24 protein-coding genes are annotated in these 26774 nt (G+C 66.3%); 15 read left to right on the top strand and 9 right to left on the bottom strand.

From position 1 onward, the window contains the following. On the bottom strand, positions 1 to 230 hold a 230-nt coding region (locus tag AC1DP9_RS06865; protein WP_477106922.1), incomplete at its 3' end, for a cysteine hydrolase family protein. Positions 231 to 461: 231 nt separating this feature from the next. Here AC1DP9_RS06865 and AC1DP9_RS06870 point away from each other — a divergent pair. Beyond that, positions 462 to 1784, top strand: a complete 1323-nt coding sequence (locus AC1DP9_RS06870) for an HdeD family acid-resistance protein (RefSeq protein ID WP_477106923.1) — start codon at positions 462 to 464, stop codon at positions 1782 to 1784. Positions 1785 to 1899: 115 nt separating this feature from the next. Here the strand turns inward: AC1DP9_RS06870 and AC1DP9_RS06875 are convergent, their stop codons facing one another. Together AC1DP9_RS06875 and AC1DP9_RS06880 are read right to left on the bottom strand one after the other, a co-directional pair. Beyond that, the gene (locus AC1DP9_RS06875) at positions 1900 to 2463 is read right to left on the bottom strand and encodes a single-stranded DNA-binding protein (protein WP_092291718.1); all 564 of its coding nucleotides are present in this window, start codon (positions 2461 to 2463) and stop codon (positions 1900 to 1902) included. Between the two features lie 207 nt (positions 2464 to 2670). Then, positions 2671 to 3927, bottom strand: a complete 1257-nt coding sequence (locus AC1DP9_RS06880) for an MFS transporter (protein ID WP_441593629.1) — start codon at positions 3925 to 3927, stop codon at positions 2671 to 2673. 291 nt (positions 3928 to 4218) lie between these two features. Here AC1DP9_RS06880 and uvrA point away from each other — a divergent pair, with 291 nt between their 5' ends. Continuing rightward, positions 4219 to 7083 carry an excinuclease ABC subunit UvrA gene (gene uvrA / locus AC1DP9_RS06885; protein ID WP_092291714.1) on the top strand — a complete coding sequence of 955 codons (2865 nt, stop codon included), beginning with the start codon at positions 4219 to 4221 and terminating at the stop codon, positions 7081 to 7083. A gap of 18 nt (positions 7084 to 7101) precedes the next feature. On the opposite strand, the gene AC1DP9_RS06890 is transcribed toward uvrA, so the two are convergent. Both AC1DP9_RS06890 and AC1DP9_RS06895 read right to left on the bottom strand, forming a co-directional pair. Beyond that, entirely contained in the window at positions 7102 to 8784 is a 1683-nt protein-coding gene (locus AC1DP9_RS06890) for a Na/Pi cotransporter family protein (protein WP_092291712.1), read from the bottom strand. A 147-nt stretch (positions 8785 to 8931) separates the two neighbouring features. Further along, positions 8932 to 9504 (bottom strand): adenine phosphoribosyltransferase, encoded by a 573-nt coding sequence (locus AC1DP9_RS06895; RefSeq protein ID WP_092291710.1) that lies wholly within the window; start codon positions 9502 to 9504, stop codon positions 8932 to 8934. Between the two features lie 135 nt (positions 9505 to 9639). Between AC1DP9_RS06895 and AC1DP9_RS06900 the strand changes: the two genes are divergently transcribed. Both AC1DP9_RS06900 and AC1DP9_RS06905 read left to right on the top strand, forming a co-directional pair. Beyond that, positions 9640 to 10218 (top strand): DJ-1/PfpI family protein, encoded by a 579-nt coding sequence (locus AC1DP9_RS06900; protein WP_092291708.1) that lies wholly within the window; start codon positions 9640 to 9642, stop codon positions 10216 to 10218. Positions 10219 to 10293: 75 nt separating this feature from the next. Further along, complete coding sequence (locus AC1DP9_RS06905; protein WP_092291706.1) at positions 10294 to 10677, top strand: ribbon-helix-helix domain-containing protein; 384 nt, start codon at positions 10294 to 10296, stop codon at positions 10675 to 10677. A gap of 24 nt (positions 10678 to 10701) precedes the next feature. On the opposite strand, the gene AC1DP9_RS06910 is transcribed toward AC1DP9_RS06905, so the two are convergent. Beyond that, positions 10702 to 12681: a monovalent cation:proton antiporter family protein gene (locus tag AC1DP9_RS06910; RefSeq protein ID WP_092291704.1), complete on the bottom strand. Its 1980-nt coding sequence runs from the start codon at positions 12679 to 12681 to the stop codon at positions 10702 to 10704. Positions 12682 to 12854: 173 nt separating this feature from the next. Here AC1DP9_RS06910 and AC1DP9_RS06915 point away from each other — a divergent pair, with 173 nt between their 5' ends. The 11 genes from AC1DP9_RS06915 (at position 12855) to AC1DP9_RS06965 (ending at position 22132) form a co-directional block, all read left to right on the top strand. Then, positions 12855 to 13838 carry a KpsF/GutQ family sugar-phosphate isomerase gene (locus AC1DP9_RS06915; RefSeq protein ID WP_092292131.1) on the top strand — a complete coding sequence of 328 codons (984 nt, stop codon included), beginning with the start codon at positions 12855 to 12857 and terminating at the stop codon, positions 13836 to 13838. 12 nt (positions 13839 to 13850) lie between these two features. Further along, on the top strand, positions 13851 to 14486 hold the full coding sequence (lptC, locus tag AC1DP9_RS06920; RefSeq protein ID WP_092291702.1) for an LPS export ABC transporter periplasmic protein LptC: 636 nt from the start codon (positions 13851 to 13853) through the stop codon (positions 14484 to 14486). Positions 14487 to 14549: 63 nt separating this feature from the next. Beyond that, positions 14550 to 15194 (top strand): lipopolysaccharide transport periplasmic protein LptA, encoded by a 645-nt coding sequence (gene lptA, locus AC1DP9_RS06925; protein WP_441593631.1) that lies wholly within the window; start codon positions 14550 to 14552, stop codon positions 15192 to 15194. 40 nt (positions 15195 to 15234) lie between these two features. Continuing rightward, on the top strand, positions 15235 to 16035 hold the full coding sequence (gene lptB, locus AC1DP9_RS06930; protein WP_092291698.1) for an LPS export ABC transporter ATP-binding protein: 801 nt from the start codon (positions 15235 to 15237) through the stop codon (positions 16033 to 16035). A gap of 133 nt (positions 16036 to 16168) precedes the next feature. Further along, positions 16169 to 17650 carry an RNA polymerase factor sigma-54 gene (locus AC1DP9_RS06935; protein WP_092291696.1) on the top strand — a complete coding sequence of 494 codons (1482 nt, stop codon included), beginning with the start codon at positions 16169 to 16171 and terminating at the stop codon, positions 17648 to 17650. 50 nt (positions 17651 to 17700) lie between these two features. Beyond that, on the top strand, positions 17701 to 18054 hold the full coding sequence (gene hpf / locus AC1DP9_RS06940) for a ribosome hibernation-promoting factor, HPF/YfiA family (RefSeq protein ID WP_092291692.1): 354 nt from the start codon (positions 17701 to 17703) through the stop codon (positions 18052 to 18054). Between the two features lie 478 nt (positions 18055 to 18532). Then, positions 18533 to 18988 carry a PTS sugar transporter subunit IIA gene (locus AC1DP9_RS06945; RefSeq protein WP_092291690.1) on the top strand — a complete coding sequence of 152 codons (456 nt, stop codon included), beginning with the start codon at positions 18533 to 18535 and terminating at the stop codon, positions 18986 to 18988. A gap of 56 nt (positions 18989 to 19044) precedes the next feature. Further along, a complete protein-coding gene (gene hprK / locus AC1DP9_RS06950; protein WP_008650955.1) occupies positions 19045 to 20016 on the top strand; it encodes an HPr(Ser) kinase/phosphatase in 972 nt (323 codons plus the stop codon). Between the two features lie 108 nt (positions 20017 to 20124). After that, complete coding sequence (locus AC1DP9_RS06955; RefSeq protein ID WP_092291688.1) at positions 20125 to 20457, top strand: PsiF family protein; 333 nt, start codon at positions 20125 to 20127, stop codon at positions 20455 to 20457. 64 nt (positions 20458 to 20521) lie between these two features. Continuing rightward, positions 20522 to 21424, top strand: a complete 903-nt coding sequence (gene rapZ, locus AC1DP9_RS06960; RefSeq protein ID WP_441593632.1) for an RNase adapter RapZ — start codon at positions 20522 to 20524, stop codon at positions 21422 to 21424. 45 nt (positions 21425 to 21469) lie between these two features. Continuing rightward, positions 21470 to 22132, top strand: coding sequence for an LON peptidase substrate-binding domain-containing protein (locus AC1DP9_RS06965; protein WP_441593633.1), 663 nt, complete (start codon positions 21470 to 21472; stop codon positions 22130 to 22132). Positions 22133 to 22159: 27 nt separating this feature from the next. On the opposite strand, the gene mutY is transcribed toward AC1DP9_RS06965, so the two are convergent. From mutY to mutM, 3 genes are all read right to left on the bottom strand, one after another. After that, positions 22160 to 23329 carry an A/G-specific adenine glycosylase gene (mutY, locus tag AC1DP9_RS06970; RefSeq protein WP_477106924.1) on the bottom strand — a complete coding sequence of 390 codons (1170 nt, stop codon included), beginning with the start codon at positions 23327 to 23329 and terminating at the stop codon, positions 22160 to 22162. Between the two features lie 71 nt (positions 23330 to 23400). After that, positions 23401 to 25344 (bottom strand): dynamin family protein, encoded by a 1944-nt coding sequence (locus AC1DP9_RS06975; RefSeq protein ID WP_441644599.1) that lies wholly within the window; start codon positions 25342 to 25344, stop codon positions 23401 to 23403. 318 nt (positions 25345 to 25662) lie between these two features. Next, on the bottom strand, positions 25663 to 26598 hold the full coding sequence (gene mutM / locus AC1DP9_RS06980; RefSeq protein ID WP_477106925.1) for a bifunctional DNA-formamidopyrimidine glycosylase/DNA-(apurinic or apyrimidinic site) lyase: 936 nt from the start codon (positions 26596 to 26598) through the stop codon (positions 25663 to 25665). Positions 26599 to 26774: the final 176 nt, after the last annotated feature.

Below are 26774 nucleotides of genomic sequence, written 5' to 3' on the forward strand. Positions count from 1 at the left end.
AGGATTTCGGGGTAGGTGTAACCGGAGAACGACTCGGACTCCACCGTGGTGATCGTCGTCGGCACATCGAAAATCTTGGCCGCCTTGGCCAGGCCCACCACGTTGTTCTTCATGGTCTGGCGGTCCATCGACTGCACACCGAAGGCCATCTGCGGCTGGTGGTCGATGATGATCAGCTGGCTGTTGCGCGGGGTCAGGACTTGCAGCTTGGCGTTGGTGGCGTTCGACATGGTGGTTTCTCCGGTAGCTAAAGGTTTATTCGTTCAGTTTTATTGCTTTTCGCTGTTCGCCGTTGTTTTGTTGTGGCGTTGCGATGGGATGAACTATACGGGGCGATAAGTGACGTAAATCCGCTGAAGTCTCACGTAGTTATTCAAATTTTTTGAAATTGGATTTTTCCACCGCGCTTTTGCACGATAGACTCCACCCGAGCCGTTCTTGACACGGCGCCGGAGCTGCCGATGGTCCGCCTGCTGATGCTGCTACTGGGAGTCGATTACCTGCGTACCCGATGGAAGGGGCTGGCCTGGGCCGGGGCGGTCAGCATGGTGGTGGGCACCGTGCTGTTCGTCGATGCGCTGGACGGCAAACTCGATTTTCCGATCGAGCCCTTCGCCTGGCTGCTGCTGCTCGAAGGACTGGCCACGCTGGCCGTGGCCTCGACCGGCATGGGCGGGCAGCGGACGCTGCGCTACGTCAAGGGCGTCGCCTTCAGTGTGGCGGCGATTCTCGTGCTGGCCGGCCATCACCATGGCCACATGATCCTGTCGTTGATCTTTGGCACGCTGTTTCTTGCCGATGGCCTGCTGCAGGTGGCTTCGGCGCATGTCGTGCGCTTTCGCACCTGGCGTCTGGCAATGGCCGGCGGCCTGCTCGAAATCGCGCTTGCCATCTTCTTCATCCAACCCTATCCGACTCACTACGTTGGCACGGTGCCGTACTGCGTGGGGCTCGGGTTGATCTTCGGCGGCTGGAACATGTTGCTGCTGGCGTCGCGCGTACGGCGTCTGCCCGCCGGTCCTGGCTCGAGGGATGATCCGGCGTTCACGTCGGACGGGGCTGCCAGACGGCGGCTGACGACATGGCGCGGCCCGCCTGCCGCAGACGAGCGCGCGTTGATCGTTCATGTGTGGACGCCGGTGGGCACCGCCAAGGCCGAGGCGCAGCGCCAGCCGATCATCGACCGCTACATCGCCGCCGTGGACCGCGACGGCGTCATTTCGACGGGCCATGCCGCGCTGGAGTCGCCGGAGGGGATCTATATCAGCCTCTATCCGGCCGTCGAGATCGACCGCTCTCCGGACGATTTTGCTCGCCTGCTGCGCGCCACCCGCGAGAACGACGTGCCCGGATTGTTCCAGCCGGACTATCCCACCGAATCAAGCGCGTGGTGTCCGTCCACGGTGCAGGTGCGCATTCGCAACTACGATGCCGGACGCCTGCGAACCTTCTGGCACGACGATCGGCAGAACACCACCTACAACCTGACGCACCGCAACTGCTCAAGTACCGTGGCGCAAGCGCTGGACGCCGCGCTGGAGGGCGCCGCCGCGCGCGTCTGGGCGCGCCTCGACGGCTGGTGGCCGCTGTTGCGGCTGCTTCTGACGCCGGAACTGTGGGTTGCCGCCCATCTGCGCAAGCGCGCTACCACCATGGCGTGGACGCCCGGCCTGACGCTCGACTACGCGCGCGCCATGAGCATGCTGGCCGATCCGCGCCCCTTCGCGTGGGCGACGGTGCTGGACGGGCTGACTGCGCGACGATCCGGGCGCCAGTCGCGCTAGTTCACCGGACGGTTCCTGACCAGCCACGCTGCCATCCGACACAGGCGCCGATCCCGCAAATAAAAAAACCCCGCACATTGCGGGGTTTTTCTTCACAAGAACGGCTGACAGTGGATCAGAACGGAATATCGTCATCCATATCTTCAAAGCCGTTCGACGGGCTTTGCTGCGGGCGGCGCTGACCGCCGCCTTGTGCGCCGCCACCCTGGGCGCCGCCCTGGGCACGGCCGCCGCCGTAGCCGCCACCACCACCGCCTGCGCCAGCACCACCGGCGCCGCCCTGGGCCTCGCGGCTGTAGCCGCCGCCACCGCCGCCGAAGCTGCCTTCCTCACCGCCGCCCGCCGAGCGGCCGCCCAGCATCTGCATCTGGTCCGCGACGATTTCGGTGCTGTACTTGTCCTGGCCAGCCTGGTCCTGCCACTTGCGCGTGCGGATACGGCCTTCGATATAGACCGACGAGCCCTTCTTCAGGTACTGGCCGGCGATCTCCGCCAGCTTGCCGAAGAACGCGATGCGGTGCCACTCGGTGGCTTCCTTGAACTCGCCGGACTGCTTGTCCTTGTAGCGATCGGTCGTCGCCAGGCGAATGTTCGTCACGGCGTCGCCGCTGGGCATGTAGCGGGTTTCCGGGTCGGCGCCCAGGTTACCGACGAGAATGACTTTGTTGACCGATGCCATGTAAATGTTCTCCAAGAACCGCGCCCCGCTTCCCTGCGGCGGCACGGCATGACTGATTTGCTTGTGGGTCGTCCGTCACAGGACGTAAACGACAACACGGTAAACGACATCACGCGCCCCCGGATATCCGGTCGGGCGCGTGTAGATGCTAACCCCGTTAAGACGAAAAAGCGTTTCGGACTGCTACGGATATGACAACAAGTGTGTCTAACCCGCCACTGCCGACGCACCCTCCTGCCCGCGGGCCGGTGGCGCCTTCATGCTCCACGCGATTATAAGCCAGAGCACCAGCACGGCCGCGCAACCGAGGAATACCGCGCTGCGCCCCTCGTGCTTGAGCAGCCAGCCGCCCACCACACCGCCCAGGAACAGCCCCATCGCCTGGGTGGTGTTGTAAACCCCCAGCGCCGCGCCGCGCCCGGCCGCCGCGTAGCGCGACACCAGCGACGGCTGCATGGCCTCCAGCACGTTGAATGCAACAAAGAACAGCAGCAGTACACCCACTATCGGCCACAGGCCCTGCACCGCCGCGAACAGCAGTTGCACCACCGTCATCAGCGCCACCGAGGCCAGCAGCACCGGGCGCACCCGGCCATAGCGCTCGGCAGCCATCATCGGCCCCAGCATCAGCACGAAGGAGACCAGCACCACGGGCAGGTAGACCTTCCAATGCTGGTCCAGCGGCATACCGGCGTCGGCCAGCATGGCCGGCACGACCATGAACATCGCCACCTGGCTGGCGTGCAGCGCCAGCACGCCCACGTTCATGCGGATCAGGTCCGCATTCAGCAGCACCTGCCGGAACGGCATGCGCACCGGATGCGGCGGCGGCGGGGCCGGCACCAGGAACAGCGTCACGCCGATGGCCAGCACGCCCAGCACCGCCATCAGCCCGAAGATGCCGGACATGCCGATGCTCTTCAGCAGCGGCGAGGCAATCACCAGCGAGAGCGCGAAGGTCAGCCCGATGCTGCCGCCGACCATCGCCATGGCCTTGGTGCGATGGCGCTCGCGCGTCAGGTCGGCAATGCAGGCGGTGATGGCCGCCGAGATGGCGCCCATGCCCTGCATCGCCCGGCCGATGGTGATGCCAGCCAGGGTGTCCGAGAACGCAGCGACCAGCGCGCCGGCCACGAACAGCAGCAGCCCGGCCACCATGACCGGCTTGCGGCCGATGCGGTCGGACAGCCAGCCCAGCGGAATGTGGAGGAAGGCCTGCATCAGGCCATAGATGCCCATGGCCAGGCCGATGCGCTGGGCGTCCTGTCCGTCGGGCAGGCCGCGCGCGTACTCGGCGAACACCGGCAGGATCAGGAACAGGCCCAGCATGCGCAGCGCGAAGATGCTCGCCAGCGAGAGACTGGCACGCAACTCGCTTTTCGTCATGCGGTCGCGCGCGGGCGCCGTCTGGGCGGCCGGGTCGGCAAGATTGGCGGGCTGGGGAGAAGAAGGAATCGACGGCATTGCGCTCGTGAATGGAAATCTGACTCGGTCGATGCGAAGCACCCGGATGGTGGGCCATGTGGCGCCCGTCCGCATGCCGGATGGCCAACGGGCAACCCGGGAAACCGAAGTTCGGTATATTAGCAGGTTTGCTTCCCCGCGCTTTCCGGGTCACGCGGCGGCCGAACCGCCGCCTGGCGCCTGGGTCGGAGCGGCGCTTCAGGCGTTGTGCAAGGCACTTTGAACATTCCGTGAGACCGACCTGTCCGCCCCCGGCGGCAGCGGCGGCCTGGCTGGGCAACTAATCGGTATATGGAAGAAATCAAGATCCGTGGGGCGCGTACCCACAACCTGAAGAACATCAACCTCGACCTGCCGCGCAACAAGCTCATCGTGATCACGGGGCTGTCGGGGTCCGGCAAGTCGTCGCTGGCGTTCGACACGCTCTATGCCGAGGGCCAGCGCCGCTACGTCGAATCGCTGTCCGCCTACGCTCGCCAGTTCCTGCAGTTGATGGAGAAGCCCGATGTCGACCTGATCGAGGGCCTCTCCCCGGCCATCTCGATCGAGCAGAAGGCCACCAGCCACAACCCGCGCTCCACCGTGGGCACGGTCACCGAGATCCACGACTACCTTCGCCTGCTGTTCGCGCGCGCCGGCACGCCCTACTGCCCGGACCACCACATCGCGCTCCAGGCGCAGAGCGTCTCCCAGATGGTGGACGCCGCGCTGGCCCTGCCCGAGGACACCAAGCTGATGATCCTGGCGCCCGTGGTGGCGGACCGCAAGGGCGAGCATTCGGACTTGTTCGATACGATGCAGGCCCAGGGCTTCGTGCGTTTCCGCGTGCGCTCGGGCGGCGGCACGGCCCATGAGGCCGAGGCGAAGGTCTACGACATCGACTCGCTGCCCAAGCTCAAGAAGACCGAGAAGCACAGCATCGAGGTGGTGGTGGACCGCGTGAAGGTACGCGCCGACCTCAAGCAGCGCCTGGCCGAATCGTTCGAAACCGCGCTGCGGCTGGCCGACGGCCGTGCCATCGCGCTGGAGATGGATACCGGGCACGAGCACGTGTTCAGCTCGCGCTTCGCCTGCCCGATCTGCTCGTATTCCCTTCAGGAACTGGAGCCCCGGCTGTTCTCGTTCAACAACCCGATGGGCGCCTGCCAGAGCTGCGACGGGCTGGGCCAGATCACCTTCTTCGATCCGAAGCGCGTGGTGGCCTTCCCCAATCTCTCGCTGGCCTCGGGCGCCATCAAGGGCTGGGACCGCCGCAACCAGTTCTACTTCCAGATGCTGCAAAGCCTGGCGGCGTTCTACGACTTCGACACCGATACCGCGTTCGAGGACCTGCCCGCCAACGTCCAGCAGGTGGTGCTGCACGGCTCGGGCGAGGTAGAGATCCCGTTCACGTATATCAACGAGAAAGGCCGCACCACGGTGCGCGCCCATGTGTTCGAGGGGATCATCCCGAACCTGGAGCGCCGCTACCGCGAGACCGATTCGGCGGCCGTGCGCGAGGAACTCGCCAAGTACCAGAACAACCAGCCCTGCCCGTCCTGCGAAGGCACCCGGCTGCGCACCGAGGCGCGCCACGTGAAGGTGGGCGAGGACGACCAGGCGCGGGCCATCTACGAGGTCAACGGCTGGCCGCTGCGCGACGCGCTGACGTGGTTCCTGACCCTGAACCTGCACGGCGCCAAGCGCGAGATTGCCGACAAGATCGTCAAGGAAATCACTGCGCGGCTGAACTTCCTGAACAACGTGGGGCTGGACTACCTGTCGCTGGAGCGCAGCGCCGACACGCTCTCGGGCGGCGAGGCCCAGCGCATCCGGCTGGCCTCCCAGATCGGCTCCGGGCTGACCGGCGTGATGTATGTGCTCGATGAGCCATCCATCGGCCTGCACCAACGCGACAACGACCGCCTGATCGGCACGCTCAAGCATCTGCGCGACATCGGCAACTCGGTGCTGGTGGTGGAGCACGACGAGGACATGATCCGCGCCTGCGACTACGTCGTGGACATCGGCCCCGGTGCCGGGGTGCATGGCGGGATGATCGTGGCCGAGGGCACGCCGCCGCAGATCGAGGAGGCGCCGGGCTCGCTGACGGGCCAGTACCTGTCCGGCAAGCGCCGCATCGAGGTGCCCAAGACGCGCGCCAATCCGGACGAGGAGCGGCTGCTGCGCATCGTCAACGCCACCGGCAACAACCTGCGCAACGTGACCGCCGAGATTCCGGTGGGGCTGCTGACCTGCATCACCGGGGTGTCCGGCTCGGGCAAGTCCACGCTGATCAACGACACGCTCTACCACGCCGTGGCGCGCCACCTGTACGGCAGCACGGCCGAGCCGGCCGCGCACGACCATATCGAAGGGCTGGAGCACTTCGACAAGGTCATCAACGTCGACCAGAGCCCGATCGGCCGCACGCCGCGCTCGAACCCCGCCACCTACACCGGCCTGTTCACGCCGATCCGCGAGCTGTTCGCGGGCGTGCCGTCGGCCAAGGAGCGCGGCTACGATCCGGGCCGGTTCTCGTTCAATGTGAAGGGGGGCCGCTGCGAGTCCTGCCAGGGCGACGGCGTGATCAAGGTGGAGATGCACTTCCTGCCCGACGTCTACGTGCCGTGCGATGTCTGCCACGGCCAGCGCTACAACCGCGAGACGCTGGAAGTCCTCTACAAGGGCAAGAGCATTTCCGAGGTGCTGGACCTGACCGTGGAGCAGGCCCACGAGTTCTTCAGCGCCGTGCCTGTGGTGCGCCGCAAGCTGCAGACACTGCTGGATGTGGGGCTGGGCTATATCCGGCTGGGCCAGTCGGCCACCACGCTGTCTGGCGGGGAGGCGCAGCGGGTGAAGCTGTCGCTCGAACTGTCCAAGCGCGACACCGGCCGCACGCTCTACATCCTCGACGAGCCGACCACGGGCCTGCACTTCCATGACATCGAGCTGCTGCTCAAGGTCATCCACAAGCTGCGCGACCAGGGCAACACGGTGGTGATCATCGAACACAACCTGGATGTCATCAAGACCGCCGACTGGCTGCTGGACATGGGCCCCGAAGGCGGCGCCGGCGGCGGGCAGGTGATCGCCAAGGGCACGCCCGAGACCGTGGCCAAGAGCCGCGCCAGCTTCACTGGCAAGTACCTCGCCCCGCTGCTCAAGCGGGGATAAGACCGCACCCCGGGCGCGCTACCGCGTCTGGGCTTCCGGCACACCGGTCACGCCGGCGGGCGGGTCTTCCTTCATCCGGCTGCGGTTCATCAGCCCGGCCTGCTCCAGCACCGGGTAGGCCGTGGCGCAGAACAGCGAGTTGAGTCGCTTCATTTCGCTGATGACGTCCAGGTGGAGCGAGCTGGTCTCGATGCTCTCCGTCGTCTGCACCGCCACGCGCTGCAAATGCGTCCGCGCGTACTTCCGCTCCAGTTCGCGGAAGTTGGCCTTCTCGCCCATCAGCTGCTGGGCGCTGCGGATATCCCCGTTCAGGAACACCGACAAACCCAGGCGCAGGTTGGCCACCAGCCGGCCATGCATCTCGGTGATCTCCTGCATGCCGGCCTCGGAGAACGCCAGGTTGTGGGCGATCTTCTTGTCCTTGGCGTCCAGGATCACCCGTTCGATCAGGTCGCCCGCATGTTCGAGGTTGATGGTCAGCGAGATGATTTCCGTCCAGCGCTGGCCGTCGTGCTCGTCCAGCGCCTCGGTGCTGATCTGGGTCAGGTACAGCTTGATGGCCGTGTAGAGGTCGTCCACCTCGTTGTCGATGCGGCAGGTGGCCGTGGCGAGCTTGGCGTCGTTGGTGCGCAGCACGCGCAGCATGTTGTCCAGCATCTGCTCGATGCGGTCGCCGATGCGGAGCACCTCGCGCGCGGCATTGGACAGCGCCAGCGTGGGCGTGGGCAGCGCGGCGGGGTCGAGGTGACGCGGCGTGACCTGGCTGTCGCCGGTGTTGCGGCCGGGCAGGATGGCCTCGCAGATCCGCGCCAGGGGCGCCGTGGCGCCCAGCAGCAGCGCGGCCAGCGCCAGGTTGAACAGCAGGTGGAAATTGACGATGAGCCGCTGCGGGTCGGTGCTGACCAGCGCCAGCAGTTCCTCGGCCTGGTTCAGCAGCGGCAGCGCGATCACGCACCCGAGCAGCCGCGACAGCAGGTTGCCCAGCGTCACGCGCTTGCCCGGCTGGTTGTTGCCCGAGGTGGTCAGCAGCGCCGAGATCCCCGACCCCAGGTTGGCGCCGAGCACCAGCGCCAGCGCCACATGGATCGACACCACGCCCGCCGACGCCAGCGCGCCGCAGAACAGCACCACGGCCAGGCTCGAATAGCAGAGGATGGTCAGCACCGCGCCAATCAGCATGTCGAGCGCGGCATCGCCGGTCAGCGTGCTGAACAGCACCTTCACGCCGGCCGCCTGCACCACGGGGCGCGTGGCGATCGAGATCAGCTCCAGCGCGAGCGTAATCAGCCCGAGCCCGATCAGCACCCGGCCCACGTGCCCGGGGCGGCTGCCCTTCCAGCTCAGGTGGAGAATCACGCCGACGAAGATCAGCAGCGGCGAGAGCCACGACAGGTCCATCGAGAAGACCTGCACCATCAGCGCGGTGCCGACGTTGGCGCCGAGCATGATGGCGAGCGCGGGCGCCACGGCGATCAGGCCCTGTCCCACGAACGAACTGACGATGACGGCGGTGGCGTTGCTGCTCTGCACAAGCCCGGTCACGCCGAGCCCGGCCGCGAAAGCCGTGAAGCGGTTCGACACGCTGACTGACAGCACATGGCGCAGATTGGCGCCATACACGCGCAGGATGCCGACCTTGACGATGTTGGTGCCCCAGACCAGGAGCGCCACGCCAGATAGAAGATGGAGAAGTACGCCCATTGCGCGTCCTTATTCCTTCGTGACCGGTGCCGATGTCAGCAATCGAGGCTCCGCCCGGTCATCATGTTGTTGTCAAGGGGGCATTATGCGCCGCGCCCCCGGACCCGGCAATGGAGGGGAAAACAACGGCGGGCGCGGGCGCAGGGCTCAGTGGCCCTCGAAATTGCAAACCGTGAACAGCGGCAGGCCGCTCTTGTGCAACAGCTTCGAGCCGCCGAGTTCAGGCAGGTCGACGATCGCCGCGCCCTCCACCACGGTCGCACCCAGACGCTCCAGCAGCTTGCGGCCGGCCATCATGGTGCCGCCGGTGGCGATCAGGTCGTCGACCAGCAGCACGCGATCACCGGGCTTGCAGGCATCGGCGTGGATCTCCACGGTGGCGCTGCCGTACTCGAGCTCGTACTCCTCGGCCACGGTCTGGAACGGCAGCTTGCCCTTCTTGCGGATCGGCACGAAGCCGAGGTTCAGCTCGTACGCGATGATCGAGCCGAGGATGAAGCCGCGCGCGTCGATGCCGGCCACGAGGTCCAGCTCCTGGTCCATGTAGCGGTGCACGAATACGTCGATCAGCACGCGCAGGGTCTTGGGGTTCTGCAGCAGCGGGGTGATGTCGCGGAACATCACGCCGGGCTGGGGCCAGTCCGGCACGGTGCGGATGCGGTCACGCAGGTAACCGGTGACGTCGCCGAGGTCGGGGGACTGGATGAGGGAATCTGCCATGGGGATTTGCGTCGAAATGGAAATCGCGTGCCGCCTGCGGTAACGGGCTACCACCCGCCCCGCGCAGGGCCGCCGCACAATGGCCCGGCCGGTCTGGACCGGCTCCGGACACCCGTAACCATACAGGAGACTGCAATGGCCAAGAAAATTCTGATGCTGGTTGGCGACTTCGCCGAAGACTACGAAACGATGGTGCCCTTCCAGGCACTCCAGATGGTGGGCCACGTGGTCCACGCCGTCTGCCCGGACAAGAAGGCCGGCGACCACTGCGCCACGGCCATCCACGACTTCGAGGGCGACCAGACCTACACCGAGAAGCGCGGCCACAATTTCACGCTGAACGCGACGTTTGCCGATGTCGATCCGGCTGCGTATGACGCAATCGTCATTCCGGGCGGCCGCGCCCCCGAATACCTCCGCCTGAACGACCGCGTGCTGGAGATCGTGCGCCACTTCGCCACGGCGAACAAGCCGATCGCGGCGGTCTGCCACGGCGCCCAGTTGCTGGCCGCGGCCGGCGTGCTCGAAGGCCGCACCTGCTCCGCCTACCCGGCCTGTGCGCCGGAAGTCCGGCTGGCGGGCGGCAAGTACGCCGATATTCCGGTCGATCAGGCCCATACCGACGGCAACCTCGTCACCGCGCCCGCGTGGCCGGCCCACCCGGCATGGCTGGCCCAGTTCCTGACCGTGCTCGGGACCCGGATCACCCAGTAGTCATCCAGTCGACGTACAGTAGAGCCTTCCGAACGCGGCGCCCGCCCCGGCGCCGCTGTCGCAGGAGGCATGCCGATGTGCGAGATCTTCGTCCGGGCCAATCCGGATTCCTACCAGACCCAGTCCCGCTCGCTGCGGCTGCACGGCGTGGCCACGAGCATCCGCCTGGAAAACCTGTTCTGGGAAGTGCTGGAGGAACTGGCGCAGCGCGACGCGATGACGGTCAACCAGTTGCTGACCCGGCTCCATGACGAACTGGCCGAGCATCGCGGCGAAGTGTCGCTGTCGGCCAATTTCGCGTCATTCCTGCGTGTGTGCTGTTTGCGTTACCTGATGCTGCAGGGCGAAGGGCGGATTCCAGCCGATAGTCACGTGCCGATCCGATCACTTGACGCCCACGCGGTGCTGGACGGCCTGCCGCCGTCCTGGGGCGGCGAAGGCTCCTCCCTCAATTCCTGAGCCGCTCTCTATATATAGAGGCGCTCAATCCCGCAGCAGCCGTTCCTCGGCGGACTCCAGTGCCTCCGGCGTGCCGCGCAGCACCACGATATCGCCCGGTTCCAGCACGGTCTCCGGCTGCGGATCGAAGGCGCGGATGCCGCGCCGGCGCACCGCCGTCACCTCCACCCCGATCCGCTCCAGCCCCAGCGCGCCCAGCCGGCGGCCCACGGCCGTGTGCTCGGCGCCGAGCGAGACCGAATGGAGCCGCACGGTGTCGCGCTCGATCATGTCCTCTTCGTCGTCCCGACCGTGGAAGTAGCCGCGCAGCAGGCTGTAGCGCGCGTCACGGGCCTGCTGCACGCCGCGCACCACGCGGCGCATCGGCACACCCAGCAGCACCAGCGCGTGCGAGGCCAGCATCAGGCTGCCCTCGATGATCTCGGGCACCACCTCGGTGGCGCCGGCCTTCTGGAGCGTGTCCAGCTCGGAATCGTCCACGGTCCGCACGATCACGGGCAGCGCCGGCGCCAGCTCCTGCACGTGGTGCAGCACCCGCAGCGCCGACGGCGTGTTGGCATAGGTCACAATCAGCGCGGCGGCGCGATGGATACCGGCGGCGATCAGCGCCTCGCGGCGGCCGGCATCGCCATAGACCACGGTGTCACCGGCCCCGGCGGCCTCGCGCACGCGGTCCGGGTCGAGGTCGAGCGCCACGTAGTTGATGCCCTCGCGCTCGAGCATATGCGCCAGGTTCTGCCCGCTGCGGCCAAATCCGCAGATGATCGCGTGCTTCTCGGTCTGCAGGCTCTGGGCGGCGATGCGGGTCATGTTCAGCGACTGCATCAGCCATTCGTTGGCGGCAAAGCGCAGCACGATGGTGTCGCTGTACTGGATCAGGAACGGCGCCGCCAGCATCGACAGCAGCATCGAGGCCAGGATGACCTGGATCAGCACCGGATCGACCAACCCGATACCATCGATCTGGTTCAGCAGCACGAAGCCGAACTCCCCCGCCTGCGCCAGCCCCAGCCCGGTACGGATGGCCACGCCCTGCCGGGAGCCGAACAGCCGCGCCAGCACCGTGATCAGCACCAGCTTGAACAGGATCGGCACGAACAGCAGGCCCAGCACCAGCCAGATGTGGTCGATCACCACATTGATGTTCAACAGCATGCCGATGGTGACGAAGAACAGCCCCAGCAGCACGTCGCGGAACGGCTTGATGTCCTCCTCCACCTGATGCCGGTAGGGCGTTTCCGAGATCAGCATGCCGGCCATGAACGCGCCGAGCGCCATCGACAAACCCAGCCGCTCGGTCAGCGCGGCCATGCCGAGCGTGACCAGCAGCAGGTTCAGCATGAACAGTTCCTGCGAGCGCCGCGCCGCCACCACGTGGAACCAGCGGCTCATCACCCGCTGGCCGAGGAAGAAGATCAGGCCGAGGGCCACCACGATCTTGACCGTGGCCACCCCCAGCGCCGCCGCCAGCTCGCCGGGGTCGCGCGAGAGCGCCGGGATGACGATCAGCAGCGGCACCACGGCCAGATCCTGGAACAGCAGCACGCTGATGATGTTGCGGCCGTGCTCCGCCTCCAGCTCCATGCGCTCGGAAAGCATCTTGGAGACGATGGCCGTCGAGGACATGGCCAGCGCCCCGCCCAGCGCCACCGAGGCCTGCCAGGTCAGCCCGATCCAGGCCGAGAGCGCCCATCCGGCCGCTACCACGAGCAGCATCGTCAGCACCACCTGGGAGCCGCCCAGCCCGAATACGAGCCGTTTCATCGAGCGGAGCTTGCCCAGGTTGAACTCGAGCCCGATCGAGAACATCAGGAAGACCACGCCGAATTCGGCCAGGTACTTGGTCTGGGCGGAATCGTTGGCCAGCGCGAGCGCGTGGGGACCGATCAGGATGCCCACCGCCAGGTAGCCCAGCATGGGTGGCAGTTGCAGCATGCGGAAGGCCACCACGCCAAGAACGGCGGCGGCCAGCAGCACGAGGGTCAGTTCCAGCGGAGAATGCATTCGGCGGGCTTCGGGGAAGACTTGGGGCTTGACCTGGAACGAGCCGGCCGGGCACGCGCGCCGTCCCGGCATCGGTGCCTCGCCGGGGAAACACGGCAAGCGGCGGTCGCCCGGACCCCATGGCAGAAAAGCCGGGCCGGTCGCCATCGCATTCGTTGGTATACTTCGTCGCCATGATAGCCAATTTCGATGCGGAACGAGCACTTAAGCTCGCCCGCCATACCCTCCAGATCGAAGCCGACGCCGTTTCCGCGCTGGCTGACCGACTGACGCCCGCGTTTACCAAGGCGGTCCAGATGATCCTGGGCTGCACCGGACGCGTGGTCGTGTCCGGCATCGGCAAGTCCGGCCATATCGGCCGCAAAGTGGCGGCCACGCTGGCTTCCACGGGTACGCCGTCGTTCTTCGTGCACCCGGCCGAGGCCAGCCACGGCGACCTGGGCATGATCACCCGCGACGACGTGCTGATTGCGTTCTCCAATTCCGGCGAGACGGCCGAGCTGCTGTCGATCGTCCCGATCGTCAAGCGCATCGGCGCCGGGCTGATCTCGGTCACCGGGAACCCGGAATCGAACCTCGCCAAGCTGTCCGATGCCCATCTGGACGGCGCCGTGGCCCAGGAGGCCTGCCCGCTGAACCTGGCCCCGACGGCCAGCACCACGGCGGCGCTGGCGCTGGGCGACGCCCTGGCCGTGGCCGTGCTGGACGCGCGCGGCTTTGGCGAGGAAGACTTCGCCCGTTCGCACCCGGGCGGCGCGCTGGGCCGCAAGCTGCTGACCCACGTGCGCGACGTCATGCGCACCGGCAACGGCGTGCCCGAGGTGCGTGAAAACACCCCGCTGGCCCAGGCACTGATGGAAATCACCCGCAAGGGCCTGGCCATGACGGCCGTGGTGGACCCGGACGGCCACGCCATCGGCGTGTTCACCGACGGCGACCTGCGCCGCCTGCTGGAAACCCCGCGCGACTGGCGCACCGTGCCCATCGGCGAGGTCATGCACCGTAACCCCCACGTGGTGAACCAGGACCAGCTGGCCGTGGAAGCCGTGCAGATCATGGAAGCGAACCGCATCAACCAGCTGCTGGTGGTCGATGGCGACGGCAAGCTCGTGGGCGCGCTCCACATCCATGACCTGACCCGCGCCAAGGTCATCTGAGCGGGGCCGGCGATGCGCGACTTCTTCGGCAGGATCTCCGGTCTGGTCATGCGGCTGCTGCCGCTGCTGCTGATGGCGATGGTCGCCGGCAGCACGTTCTGGCTGGTGCAGATCAACTCGCCCCATGAGGACGAGGCCGCCCAGAACCGCGCCAAGCGCCATGAGGCGGACTACTACATGGACCGCTTCTCGGCCACGGAACTGGACACGACCGGCGCCACCAAGATGCGCTTCACCGGCGTGAAGATGATCCATTTCGAGGACGACCAGACCTACGAGGTGACCACGCCGGCCATGCGCGCCTACCAGCCGGACCGCCCCCCGGTCACGGTCAACGCGGACCGGGGCGTGATGAACTCGGAGGGCTCGGTCATCGACCTGTACGGCAATGCCTTCCTGGTACGGCAACCCGGCGTGGATCCGTCGAAGGACCCGCGCATGACCGCTGCATCGCAATATTTCCAGTTGCTGGTCAATGACGACATCGTCAAGACCGATAAAGCGGTACAACTCACGCGCGGCCCGTCGGTGATGACGGCCAACGGACTGGTCTTCAACAATGTCACGCGCGAAGTACAATTGCTCGGCAACGTACGCGGCACCATCGTCATGAATCCGCCGTCGGGGCAGGCCCGGACCACGCAGTAAGCACAACAACAAGCACGCCAGGCGCCGGCAACGGATCGCCCGTCATTCTCTCAGCTGACCAACATGACCCCATCCCTGACGACGTTGTCCTGTCGCCGCATCGTGCCCGCCCTGGCGGTGGCAATCGCCGCGCTCGGCGCGACCCTGGCCCAGCCGGCCCTGGCGGAGCGTGCCGACAAGGACAAGCCGCTGGTGCTGGAGGCCAACAACGCCAGCTATGACGACGTGAAGCAGATCTACACGTTGACCGGCAACGTCGTGCTGACCAAGGGCACGATGGTGCTGAAGTCGGACGCCGCGCAGATCCGCACCGACCCCGAGGGCTACCAGTACGCGGTGGCCACGGCCAATCCGGGCCGCCAGGCGTATATCCGCCAGAAGCGCGACGGCGTGGACGAATACATCGACGGCTGGGGCGACCGCATCGAGTACGACGGCAAGCAGGAAATGTCGAAGCTGATCGGCCACGCCCGTGCGGCGCGCATCGCCGGCGCGAAGACCGTCGACGAGATCCGCGGCGCCGTGATCACCTACGACAGCCGCAACGAGTACTACACGGCTGCCGGCGGCGACAACAACACCTCCACCGGCAACCCGTCCGGCCGCGTGCGCGCCGTGCTCTCGCCGCGCGCGGACCCGGCCAGCGGCGCCGCCGCGCCGCCACCGCCGCTGGAACTGAAGCCGGCGCCCGCGCCCGGCAAGCCCTGAACCCCGGACGCGCCCGCCGCGTCACGCATGCATTGACCTGATGAACGACTCCGCCACGCTCGCCCCGAACGCCTCCGCAGCCCCGTCGGCCGCCCGTACCGACAGCAGCACGCTGGTCGTGCGCCACCTGAAGAAGCGCTACGGTTCGCGCACCGTGGTCAAGGACGTCTCGCTGGACGTGAAGAGCGGCGAGGTGGTCGGCCTGCTCGGTCCGAACGGCGCCGGCAAGACCACGTCGTTCTACATGATCGTGGGCCTGGTGGCACTGGATGAGGGCGACATCGTGCTGGACGACCAGCACATCAGCGGCCTGCCGATCCACGAGCGCGCCCGCATGGGCCTGTCCTACCTGCCGCAGGAGGCCTCGGTCTTCCGCAAGCTCAACGTCGAGGAAAACATCCGCGCCGTGCTCGAGTTGCAATTGGAGAAGGGCAAGCCGCTGCCGAAGGCCGAGATCGAACGCCGCCTGGATTCGCTGCTGGATGACCTGCAGATCGCCCATCTGCGCAACAACCCGGCGCTGTCGCTCTCCGGCGGCGAGCGCCGCCGCGTGGAAATTGCCCGGGCGCTGGCCTCCGCGCCGCGCTTCATCCTGCTGGACGAGCCGTTCGCCGGCGTGGACCCCATCGCCGTGGGCGAAATCCAGCGCATCGTGAGCTTCCTGAAGGCGCGCAACATCGGCGTGCTGATCACCGACCACAACGTGCGCGAGACGCTCGGCATCTGCGACCACGCCTACATCATCAGCGAAGGCACGGTGCTGGCCGCCGGCCAGCCTGAGGAAATCATCGCCAACGAGTCCGTGCGACGCGTGTACCTGGGCGAAAACTTCCGCATGTGACCCATCGGCCGCCGCGTGCGGCCGCGCTTCTCCCGGCCTCCACGGCGACAGCCGGGGTCGATCAGGAAGTCAGAGCGATAGGCGATAGCAATTTCCGTTCCATAGTCGGAAGGATGCGCATAGAATAGGTCGCATGAAACCGTCGCTTCAGCTTCGTCTCTCGCAACATCTGGCATTGACCCCGCAGCTGCAACAGTCGATTCGATTGTTGCAGCTCTCGACGCTTGAACTCCAGCAGGAAGTGGAACAGGCGCTGACCGAAAATCCCCTGCTCGAACGCGAAAACGACTGGATCGAAAGCCCGCTGCGGGTAGCCGCCGATGGCTCGGTCAACCTCCAGAGCGCCCCCGCGCCGGCCTCTTCCGAGCCGCAGCCCAACGGCGATGCGCGCACCGACGGCGCGTCCGGCGGTGAGGACGATAACTACAACGACAACGGCAGCGAGGACTACGGCAGCGACTGGAGCCTCGACGACTTCGCCCGCCGCCCCCAGGGCGACGAGGACGAAAAGTCGCCGATGCAGTTGCGCGATGCCGAACCCACGCTGCGCGAGCACCTGATGGGGCAGTTGGCCCCGCTGAAGATCTCGGTGCGCGACAAGGGCCTGGCCATCTTCCTGATCGAATCGCTCGACGATGACGGCTACCTGAGCGCCTCGCTCGAGGAAATCTGCACCGAACTGCCCGAGGAACTCGAATTCGAGATCGACGAAGTCCACGCGATCCTGACCCTGCTGCAGAGCTTCGACCCGCCCGGCGTGGGCGCGCGCAATGCCGCGGAGTGCCTCAGCCTGCAATTGCGTCGCCTGAAGCACTCGCATCGTGAGCTGGCGCTGACCATCGTCAATCATCATCTGGAACTGCTGGCCGTGCGGGACTACACGCGGCTAAAGAAAGCGCTCCAGGTGGACGAAATAGCACTGAAGGCGGCACACGAACTGATTCGCTCGCTGGCGCCGTATCCGGGGCACGCGTTCAACCGTCCCGAGGCCGACTTCGTGGTGCCCGACGTGTTCGTGCGCAAGAGCGGCAGCGGGTGGATCGCGGCGCTCAATCCGGATGTCATGCCACGGCTGCGCATCAACGACATGTATGCGCAGATCCTGCGCGGCGCGAAGGGCGAAACGGGGACGGCAGGCCTGCAGCAGAAGCTTCAGGAGGCGCGGTGGCTTATCAAGAACATCCAGCAACGATTCGATACGATCCTGCGTGTTTCGCAGGCAATTGTGGAACGTCAAAAGAACTTTTTCACGCATGGCGAAATCGCGATGCGCCCCTTGGTTTTGCGGGAAATAGCCGATACACTCGGTTTACATGAGTCGACCATTTCCCGGGTCACCACGAATAAGTACATGGCCACGCCCATGGGTACTTTCGAGTTGAAGTACTTCTTTGGGAGCCACGTCTCTACGGAGACTGGCGGCGCGGCCTCCTCCACGGCAATCCGCGCGCTGATCAAGCAACTGATAGGAGCCGAAGACCCCAGGAATCCTCTTTCCGACAGCCGGATCGCCGAACTGCTGGGTGAGCAAGGCTTCGTGGTCGCACGCCGCACGGTGGCGAAATACCGCGAAGCGCTCAAGATCCCCGCAGTCAATCTCCGCAAGACTTTGTAGCCGAGCCGCAACCGCCTGCCTGGTGCGGCTCTTTCAGAAGGAGAAGCGCTATGAACTTCAAGATCAGTGGACACCACCTCGACATCACGCCCCCGCTGCGTGAGTATGTGGAAACGAAACTGGAGCGAATTGTCAGGCATTTCGATCAGGTCATCGGCGTGAGCGTGCTGCTATCGGTGGACAACCACAAGGAGAAGGACCGGCGCCAGTACGCGGAAATCAATCTGCATCTGAAGGGGAAGGACATCTTCGTCGAAGCGCATCATGAAGATCTGTATGCGGCGATCGACTGTCTGGTCGACAAGCTCGACCGCCAGGTCATCCGCTACAAGGACCGCGTACAGGGCCACGATCGCGAGGCGGTGAAGTACCAGATGGCCGCCCAGCAACTGACGCAGCAGTAGACACCTGCAGGCAACCGAAAACAGAGCGGTTGCCGACCCTGCAGAGGACTGAAAAGAAGAGCTCAAGCCGCGCAATCAGCGCGGCTTTTTTGATGGGCGCGCGCCATGGCAGTGACGGTGCGGGCACCTGGAATGTTTCGTTACCTTATTGCCACGCCGGAGGGCGACCCGGGGCACCCGGGAGCGGTCAAAATGGGAACAAGTGTTCGCAAGCCGCCCGCCTCGGTGTATGCTCCGCCATACAAATAACGACAGGACGGCCCCGGGACACCCCGGGTGGGCAAGCCGGCCGGCACGTCGTGGCACCGCCGCGACCCCGGCGCTGCATCGCAAAATCGCGGTGGAGCCCTGCTCTATAATGGCCGGACGCTCCAATGCGGGCGTCCCAGACAAGATCTCGGTACCAAAGTTTCGCCCCGAATCCGGCGGGACGGCCTTCGCGCCCCGGCCCGCTAACCTGACTTCTCGCGCATCGCCCATGAATCGTTTGGCCAAATTGCTGCCACCCGGCAACATCCATCTCGACGTCACCGTCACCAGCAAGAAGCGGGTGTTCGAGCAAGCCGGGCTCCTGTTCGAGAACAACCATGGCGTGGCGCGTGCTACCGTGACCGATAACCTGTTCGCGCGCGAATCGCTGGGTTCCACGGGTCTGGGTGCCGGCGTGGCCATTCCGCATGGCCGCATCAAGGGTCTCAAGCAGCCGCTGGCCGGCTTCATGCGCCTGGCCGAGCCCATTCCGTTCGAATCGCCGGACGGCAAGCCGGTGTCGCTGTTGATCTTCCTGCTCGTGCCGGAACAGGCCACGCAACAACATCTGGAAATCCTGTCGGAAATCGCCCAACTGCTCTCGGACCGCGAGATGCGCGAGGGCCTCGCCACACTGCCCACGTCGGAAGCGGTGCATGATCTGCTGACGCAGTGGCACCCCTGACTCCCGCCCCAACGGCCGCCTGAAACGGCCTGTCCGCCCCCGAAAGTCATACGCGCATGGAACTCACCGGCGTCACCTCGCAGTCGATCTTCGACGACAACGCAGCCGATATCAAGCTCTCGTGGGTTGCTGGCCTGGAAGGGGCCGACCGGGCCTTCGACGTGGAATTCGCCCGCGAAGCCACCTCGGCGGCGGACCTCGTCGGCCACTTGAACCTGATCCACCCGAACCGGATCCAGGTGCTCGGCAAGCCGGAAATCCTGTACTACCAGCGCCTCGACGACGAGCCGCGCAAGCGCCAGATGGGCGAGCTGATCCTGCTCGAGCCGCCGTTCCTCGTCGTGGCGGACGGCATGGAGCCGCCGCCAGACCTGGAGCTGCGCTGCACGCGCTCGTCCACGCCGCTGTTCACCACGCCGGTGTCGTCGGCGGCTGTGATCGACCACCTGCGGCTCTACCTGTCGCGCATCTCCGCCCCGCGCGTGACGATGCACGGCGTGTTCCTCGACATCCTCGGCATGGGCGTGCTGATCATGGGCGAGTCCGGCCTGGGCAAGAGCGAACTGGGCCTGGAACTGATCTCGCGCGGCCACGGTCTCGTGGCCGACGATGCGGTGGATTTCGTGCGACTCGGACCCGACTTCATCGAGGGCCGCTGCCCGCCGCTGCTGCAGAACCTGCTGGAAGTGCGCGGCCTGGGCCTGCTCGACATCAAGACGATCTTCGGCGAGACGGCCGTGCGCCGGAAGATGAAGCTCAAGCTCGTGGTGCAGCTCGTGCGCCGCAACGACGGCGAGTTCGAGCGCCTGCCGCTGGACTCGCAATACCTCGATGTCCTGGGCCTGCCAATCCACATGGTGAAGATCCAGGTGGCAGCCGGCCGCAACCTGGCCGTGCTGGTCGAGGCTGCGGTGCGCAATACGATACTGCGCCTGCGCGGCATCGACACCCTGCGCGACTTCATGGACCGTCAGCGCGCCGCCATGCAGGCGGACGTGGTCTCGCGCGGCCAGGGCCGCCTGCTCTGATGGGGTGGYGCGTCAACGCGCCACGGCTCTCCATCGTTTGTGCTGTAATGGGCATCGAGCCAATGGATCGGACCCATTCGTAGTGTTTCCACAGCCAAGGAGAGAAGCATGAAGAAGCTGATCGCGATGTGTTTGCTGGTGACCCCGCTGCTGGCCACGGGCGCGTTTGCCCAGAGTGCCTCGGCCCCCGCCGCCTCTGGCGCCAAGGCCCCCAACGCCCAACAGGACAAGATGAAGGCATGCAACGCCCAGGCCACCGGCAAGAAGGGCGACGAGCGCAACAAGTTCATGAGCGACTGCCTCTCCAACAAGCCCGCCGCCGCCGCCGAACCCAAGACCCAGCAGGACAAGATGACCGCCTGCAGCAAGCAGGGCAAGGGCAAGAAGGGCGACGACTACAAGAAGTTCATGAGCGATTGCCTGTCCAAGCCGGCGGCCTGATCGTCACTTTTTGTGCGCCGGGTGTCATGACGCAGCCATCACCCGGTGCTATCCTTGCAGGGCTATGCGGATCCTCCTCATCACCGGAATCTCCGGCTCCGGCAAGTCTGTCGCCCTCAATGTCCTGGAAGATGCAGGCTACTACTGCGTCGACAACCTCCCGGCACAATTCCTGCCCGAGCTGACCAGCTACCTGGCCGAGCAGGGCTATACCCACCTGGGCGTGGCCACCGACATTCGCAGCCGCGAGTCGCTGGCGCGGCTGCCGGACACCGTGCGCCAACTGGCCGCCGCCGGCCATCAGGTGCAGGTGCTGTTCCTGACCGCCAACACCGACGCGCTGGTGCAGCGCTACTCCGAAACACGCCGCCGCCACCCGTTGTCCGGGCGCGTGGCCGAGGTACCCGCCCTGCCGGGCAGCGCCAATGCCGATGCGGCACCGCACGATACCTCGCTGATCGAAGCCATCGAGATGGAGCGCGAGCTGCTGAGCCCGCTGGCCGAATCGGCGCACCGTATCGACACCAGCAACGTCCGCACCAACACGCTGCGCAGCTGGATCAAAGAGTTGATCCGGGGCGAGGACAGCCAGCAGCTCACGCTGCTGTTCGAATCGTTCGGCTTCAAGCATGGCGTGCCGAGTGACGCGGACATGGTCTTCGACGTGCGCTCGCTGCCCAACCCCTACTACGACCTCGCGCTGCGCCCCCTCACGGGCCGCGATGTGCCGGTGATCGACTTCCTGCAAAGCCAGCCGATGGTGCTGGCGATGGCCGAGGACATCCGCGCCTACGTGGAGAAGTGGCTGCCGAGTTTCATTGCCGATAACCGCAGCTACCTGACCGTGGCGATCGGCTGCACGGGCGGCCAGCACCGCTCGGTGTTTATCGCGGAAAGACTTGCCAACTACTTCCGGGCACATGGTAATGTGCTGGTCAGACACCGCGAGCTTGCCCCGGCAGGCTGACGCGCCAACGTCCCTCCCTGGCAGTGGAACCGGAACCGGCATCGCATGTCGTCACATCCACCAGACACTGGTCATTCGACGCATCCCGCGCCTGATCTGGACGCGCTGCCCCTGTTTCCGCTCCACACGGTACTGTTTCCCGATGGCCGCCTGCCGCTGCGCGTGTTCGAGGCGCGCTATGTGGACATGGTGCGCAACTGCATGCGCGACCACACGCCGTTCGGCGTCTGCCTGATCGCGAGTGGCAACGAGGTGGCGCAGCAGGACCAGCCCACCGTGCCCGAAGACGTGGGCTGCCTGGCCGATATCGTCGACTGCAATATGGAGCAACTGGGCGTGCTGCTGATCGAGGCGCGCGGCCGGCAACGCTTCCAGGTCCTTTCCCACAGCACGCGTGATGACGGCCTGATCGTGGCCCGGGTGGAGTTGCTGCCGCCCGACGAGATCGACTGCAAGCTCGAATTGCTCGGCGAATGCCTGTCGGCGCTGCGGCGCATCGTCAGCGCCATCCATGCCGAGCAGGCCGACAAGTCGCGCCTGCCCTTCAACGAGCCATATCACTGGGACGACCCGAGCTGGGTCGCCAACCGGCTCTGCGAATTGCTGCCCGTGCCGCTCAAGGCCAAGCAAATGCTGATGGCGCTACCCGATGCCGGCATGCGCATCGAGATCGTCCACCGCTACATGCGTCAGCATCACATCGTCTGACGCCCCTCGCCGTTTCCTGAGTCTTCCCTAGAACAAACCGCCGCGCGCCTGATCTTCGAGCAGCCGCCGCACCGGTGCGGGCGTGCCGAGCGCATCGAGATCGTCGAGCGACAGCCAGCGCCGGCTGACGCCATCGTCCGCGCCGCCGCGCAGCGCCAGCGCGCCCAGGTCCACCCGCACCGCGCGGATCAACAGGCGGAAGTGCGTGAACACGTGCGTCAGCTCGCCGGCCAGCGTCGCGGAGGTCGGCTCGCCGAATTGCCGGGCGACCTCGCGCGCGGCGTCCTCGGCTGCGTCTGCATCGAAGGGCACCGTGTCGACGGGCATCTCGGGCAGGCTCCACAGGCCGCCCCAGATACCGCTGTCGGGTCGTAGATTGACGAGAACGTCGCGGCCGTGGCGGATGATCAGCATGACGGTGCTGCGCTCGGGAATCGCGGCACGCGGCTTGGGCGTCGGCAGCGTGCCGGTCAGGTTCTCGCGGCGCGCCACACATTCGTCGGACAGCGGGCAGGCCGCCGCATCGACCAGACAGGCCGGCTTGCCGCGCGAGCAGATCGTCGCGCCCAGGTCCATCAACCCTTGCGTGTAGGCCACCATGTCTTCGGCCTGATGCGGGCCGGCGGGCGGCAAGGCGCGCTCGGCCAGCGCCCACATCCGCATCTCGATGGCCCGCTCGCCCGGATAGCCGTGGATGCCGAACACGCGCGCGAACACGCGCTTCACGTTGCCGTCGAGGATGGGCGAGCGCACGCCGGCGCTGAACGCGGCGATGGCAGCCGCCGTCGAGCGGCCGATGCCGGGCAGCGTGACCAGCACGGCCGGATCGGTCGGGAACTCGCCGCCGTGGTCGTCCATGACCGTCTTCGCGCAGCGGTGCAGGTTGCGCGCGCGCGAGTAGTAGCCCAGGCCGGCCCAGAGCGCCATGACGGCGTCGGCCGGCGCGGCGGCCAGCGCGGCCACGGTGGGCAGCGCGGTCACGAAGCGCTGGAAGTACTCGATCACCGCCGCCACCTGGGTCTGCTGGAGCATGATCTCGGACAGCCAGATCCGGTACGGGTCGCGCGTGTTCTGCCACGGCAGGTCGTGCCGGCCATGCGTGCGCTGCCACGTCACCACGCGGGCGCCGAAGTCGTCGGGCACGGCAATGTCGGGGCTGGCTGGGAGGGTGGGGGCGGCGGCTGACTTGCGGGGCATTGCGGGGCGGTGGGGAAAAGAAAAGCGCCGCTCTAAGGCGGCGCCACATGATACCGCGATGCGGTGCCCGGTCAGGCCGCGCGCGCGCCGTGCTCGACTGCCGGTTCGACGAGAACCTTGGCAAACCCCTCGATCTTGGTGCTGCGCTCGTCCAGGCCGTTAAGCACCTGTTCGAGTTCGGCGATGCGGCTTTCCAGCGTGTCGGTGGCCTCGTGGATGCGTTCGATCGAATCCACCCGACGGCGCAGCTGCTTCTGATGCTCGCGCACCTGCGCCTCGAGCGGCGTCATCACGGACTTCAGCCAGATCTCGATATCGCGGTTCAGGTCTCGGAAATTCTCCAGAACCCGGCTCGCCATCGTCGCGAACGCGTTCTGCACCAACTGCGGCCGCGAACGGGTCAGCATGTTCACCGTGCCGAAGTGGTTGTTCACCAGTTGCAGCGTTTCCTGCAGCTCCACCGCGTAGCGCGAGGTGACGAACTGCATCGGCGCCGGCAGCGTGAAACCGTGCTCGGCGTTGAAGCGGCGATACATGCTGTCCACCAGTTGATGCAGGCCGGCGATCTTCTGGTCGGCATCGTGGATCAGGCCGGTCAGCTGGCCGAACAGCGCTTCCATGTCCTCGCGCAGGCCGCGCGAGAAAAATCGCTCCTTCATCTGCTCGCGGGCGTCACGCATGGTGCGGCGCACGTCCCGCAACTGCAGGCTCTTGATGATGTCCGCGCTGTGGCGGCCGAAGACCAGGCGCAGCGCCTGGAACTTCGAGATGCTCTGTTCGAATTCCTCTTTCTCGCCCTGCACGCGCAGCAGCATGTGCTTGACCATCGCGTGGTTCTTGCCGCGCAGGCCGCGCAGCTCGAACAACTGCTCGACGATGTCCCGGCGGCGGCTTTGCAGCAGTTGCTGGGCGCCGCGCGACATGTCCTGCACCAGGCGCTGGACCTGATCGGACACGATCTCGCGCCGCTGCGGAATCAGCTGGTCGGACAGCACGTGCTCGAACTGCGGCAGGTTGCTGCGTACCAGCATCGGCTGGTCATGGGTGACCTTGGCGACCAGGCCCTTCTGCGCCGACACCGGGTAGACGCGGCGCTCCTCGATGCCGAGGATCTGGGCCGTCGAGCGAACCTGCCGCGAAATCTCCGAGGCAATCTCCGGCGACGACTTGAGCGGGTCCCACAGCCCGTCGATCTTGTTCAGCACGGCCAGGCAGCCCCGGCGATGGCCGGCGCCCACGTGGCTGCGCCACAGTTCGAGGTCGCTCTTGGTCACGCCGGCGTCGGCGGCCAGCACGAAGACCACCACGTGCGCATCGGGGATCAGCCGCAGCGTCAGTTCCGGCTCGGTACCGATCGCGTTCAGGCCCGGCGTGTCGAGGATGACCAGGCCCTGGCGCAGCAGCGGGTGCGGGAAGTTGATCACCGCATGGCGCCAGCGCGAGATCTCGACCATGCCATCGGCATCGACCGACCACGCGGCGTCCGGGTCGTTCTCGTTATAGAGGCCGAGCGATTCGGCCACGGCCGGCGTCACGCGCGTGGTTTCCACCACGTGCTGGAACGCGGCCAGCATGCCCTCGGGCGACGACGGATCCAGCGGCACCGTGGTCCAATGCGAATTGGACGAGCCGGGCTCCATGAAATCGGCCGTGGAGGCGTCGTGCAGGCGCGTCTCGATCGGCAGCAGGCGAATGCTCGGCTGCTCGTTCTCGTCGTAGCGCAGCTCGGTCGGACACATCGTGGTCCGGCCCGCCGACGACGGCAGGATGCGCCGGCCGTAGTCGGCAAAGAAAATCGCGTTGATCAGTTCGCTCTTGCCGCGCGAGAACTCGGCGATGAACGCCACCTTGAGGCGGTCGCTCTTGAGAACGTTCTGAATGCGCTGGACGCGGTCATCCGCGGTAGCGTCATAGAGGTCGTACTGTTGCAGCCACGACTGGAATTCGGCGAGAGACTGAAGGACCCCGGTTCTCCAGGCGCCATATTGTTCGAATTGATGGGCGAGGCTCGTCATGGAGTTGTGCGCGTTCGCTGTTTCGGCTCGGATTTATTGGTTCGAACTCGTACGACCCGCCTCGCGCAAGGCTACCCGTTGACCCTCGGACCCCGCCACGAGACGCGCACCGGATCAATGCCACATTAGTGGGAGATTCGGCGCTTTTTGTAACTTTTTATGTCTGCGCACACGATACATGGTTTGTGTCGGATTTTGTGGAATTCACGCCCCTTGCGCGCGCCGCCGTCACAGAGTGTTGCGCGGAGCCATCGGCAATGCCGGACGACAATGTATGGACATTGGATCGTCACGCGCACCAAGCCGCCGAGACCCCCGTCAATGCTGGCAATGCGGGCAATAGAAGGTGGAACGCTGGCCCTGCACGATCTGGCGGATAGGGGTGCCGCAAACGCGACACGGCTCGCCGGCCCGGTCATAAACGAAGCAATCCAGCTGGAAGTAGCCGCTACTGCCGTCGCTGCCGACGAAGTCGCGGAGCGTGCTGCCGCCCCGGGCGATGGCCTCGGCCAGCGTCTCGCGCACGGCCACGGCCAGCTTGTCGCAGCGCGCGAGGCTGAGCCGGCCCGCCGCCGTGGTCGGCCGGATGCCGGCCCGGAACAGGCTTTCCGAACAATAGATATTGCCCACGCCCACCACGATCTCGCCGGCCAGCAGCGCGGTCTTGATCGCCACGGACCGACCCCGCGTATGGCGATGGAGCCAGGCGCCGTCGAAGCGCGGATCGAACGGCTCGAGGCCGAGCTTGCGCAGCAGCGGATGCTCGCCGAGGTCCGCCTCTGGCAAGGGGCTCCAGATAATCGCCCCGAAACGGCGCGGGTCGCGGAAGCGCAGGGTCACCGGACGGGAATCGGGGGAATCCGGGGCTTCAGGGACATTGGGGGCATCAGGGGGGGCGTCGGGCGCGGCCAGGACGAGGTCGAGGTGATCGTGGGTGCCCGGGGATGGTGCATCGGGATAGACCCGCAGCGTGCCGGTCATGCCGAGGTGAATCAGCAGCCAGCCGGTGTCGGTGTCACCTTCCAGGCCCTCCGCGCCACATCCGGTGCCGGCCGCCGGCAGGCATTCGATCAGCAGGTACTTGCCGCGCCGCTCGACGCGCCCGATCACGCGCCCGGCCAGCCGCGCCTCCAGTTCCGGCTCCACCGGCCAGCGCAGGCCGCGGTGACGCACCGTCACGCCGACAATACGCCGCCCCACCACGTGCGGCAGCAGTCCGCGCCGCGTGACTTCCACTTCCGGCAATTCCGGCATCGCCCCAGGACCTCCTTCTCGACTTCCGTCGGCCTTCCCATCAGAACCTCTTGCCCGGTTTGGCGCTCCAACCTCGCAGGAACCCGCGGCGCGCGCGGCGCGCTGTGCGGGTTCCCAAACGCATTGGCCCCTCGCGGCAAGCAGGGCATTGTAGCGGCAGGCTACAATGCCTCTCA

The organism is Cupriavidus sp. 01L43, assembly GCF_056399925.1.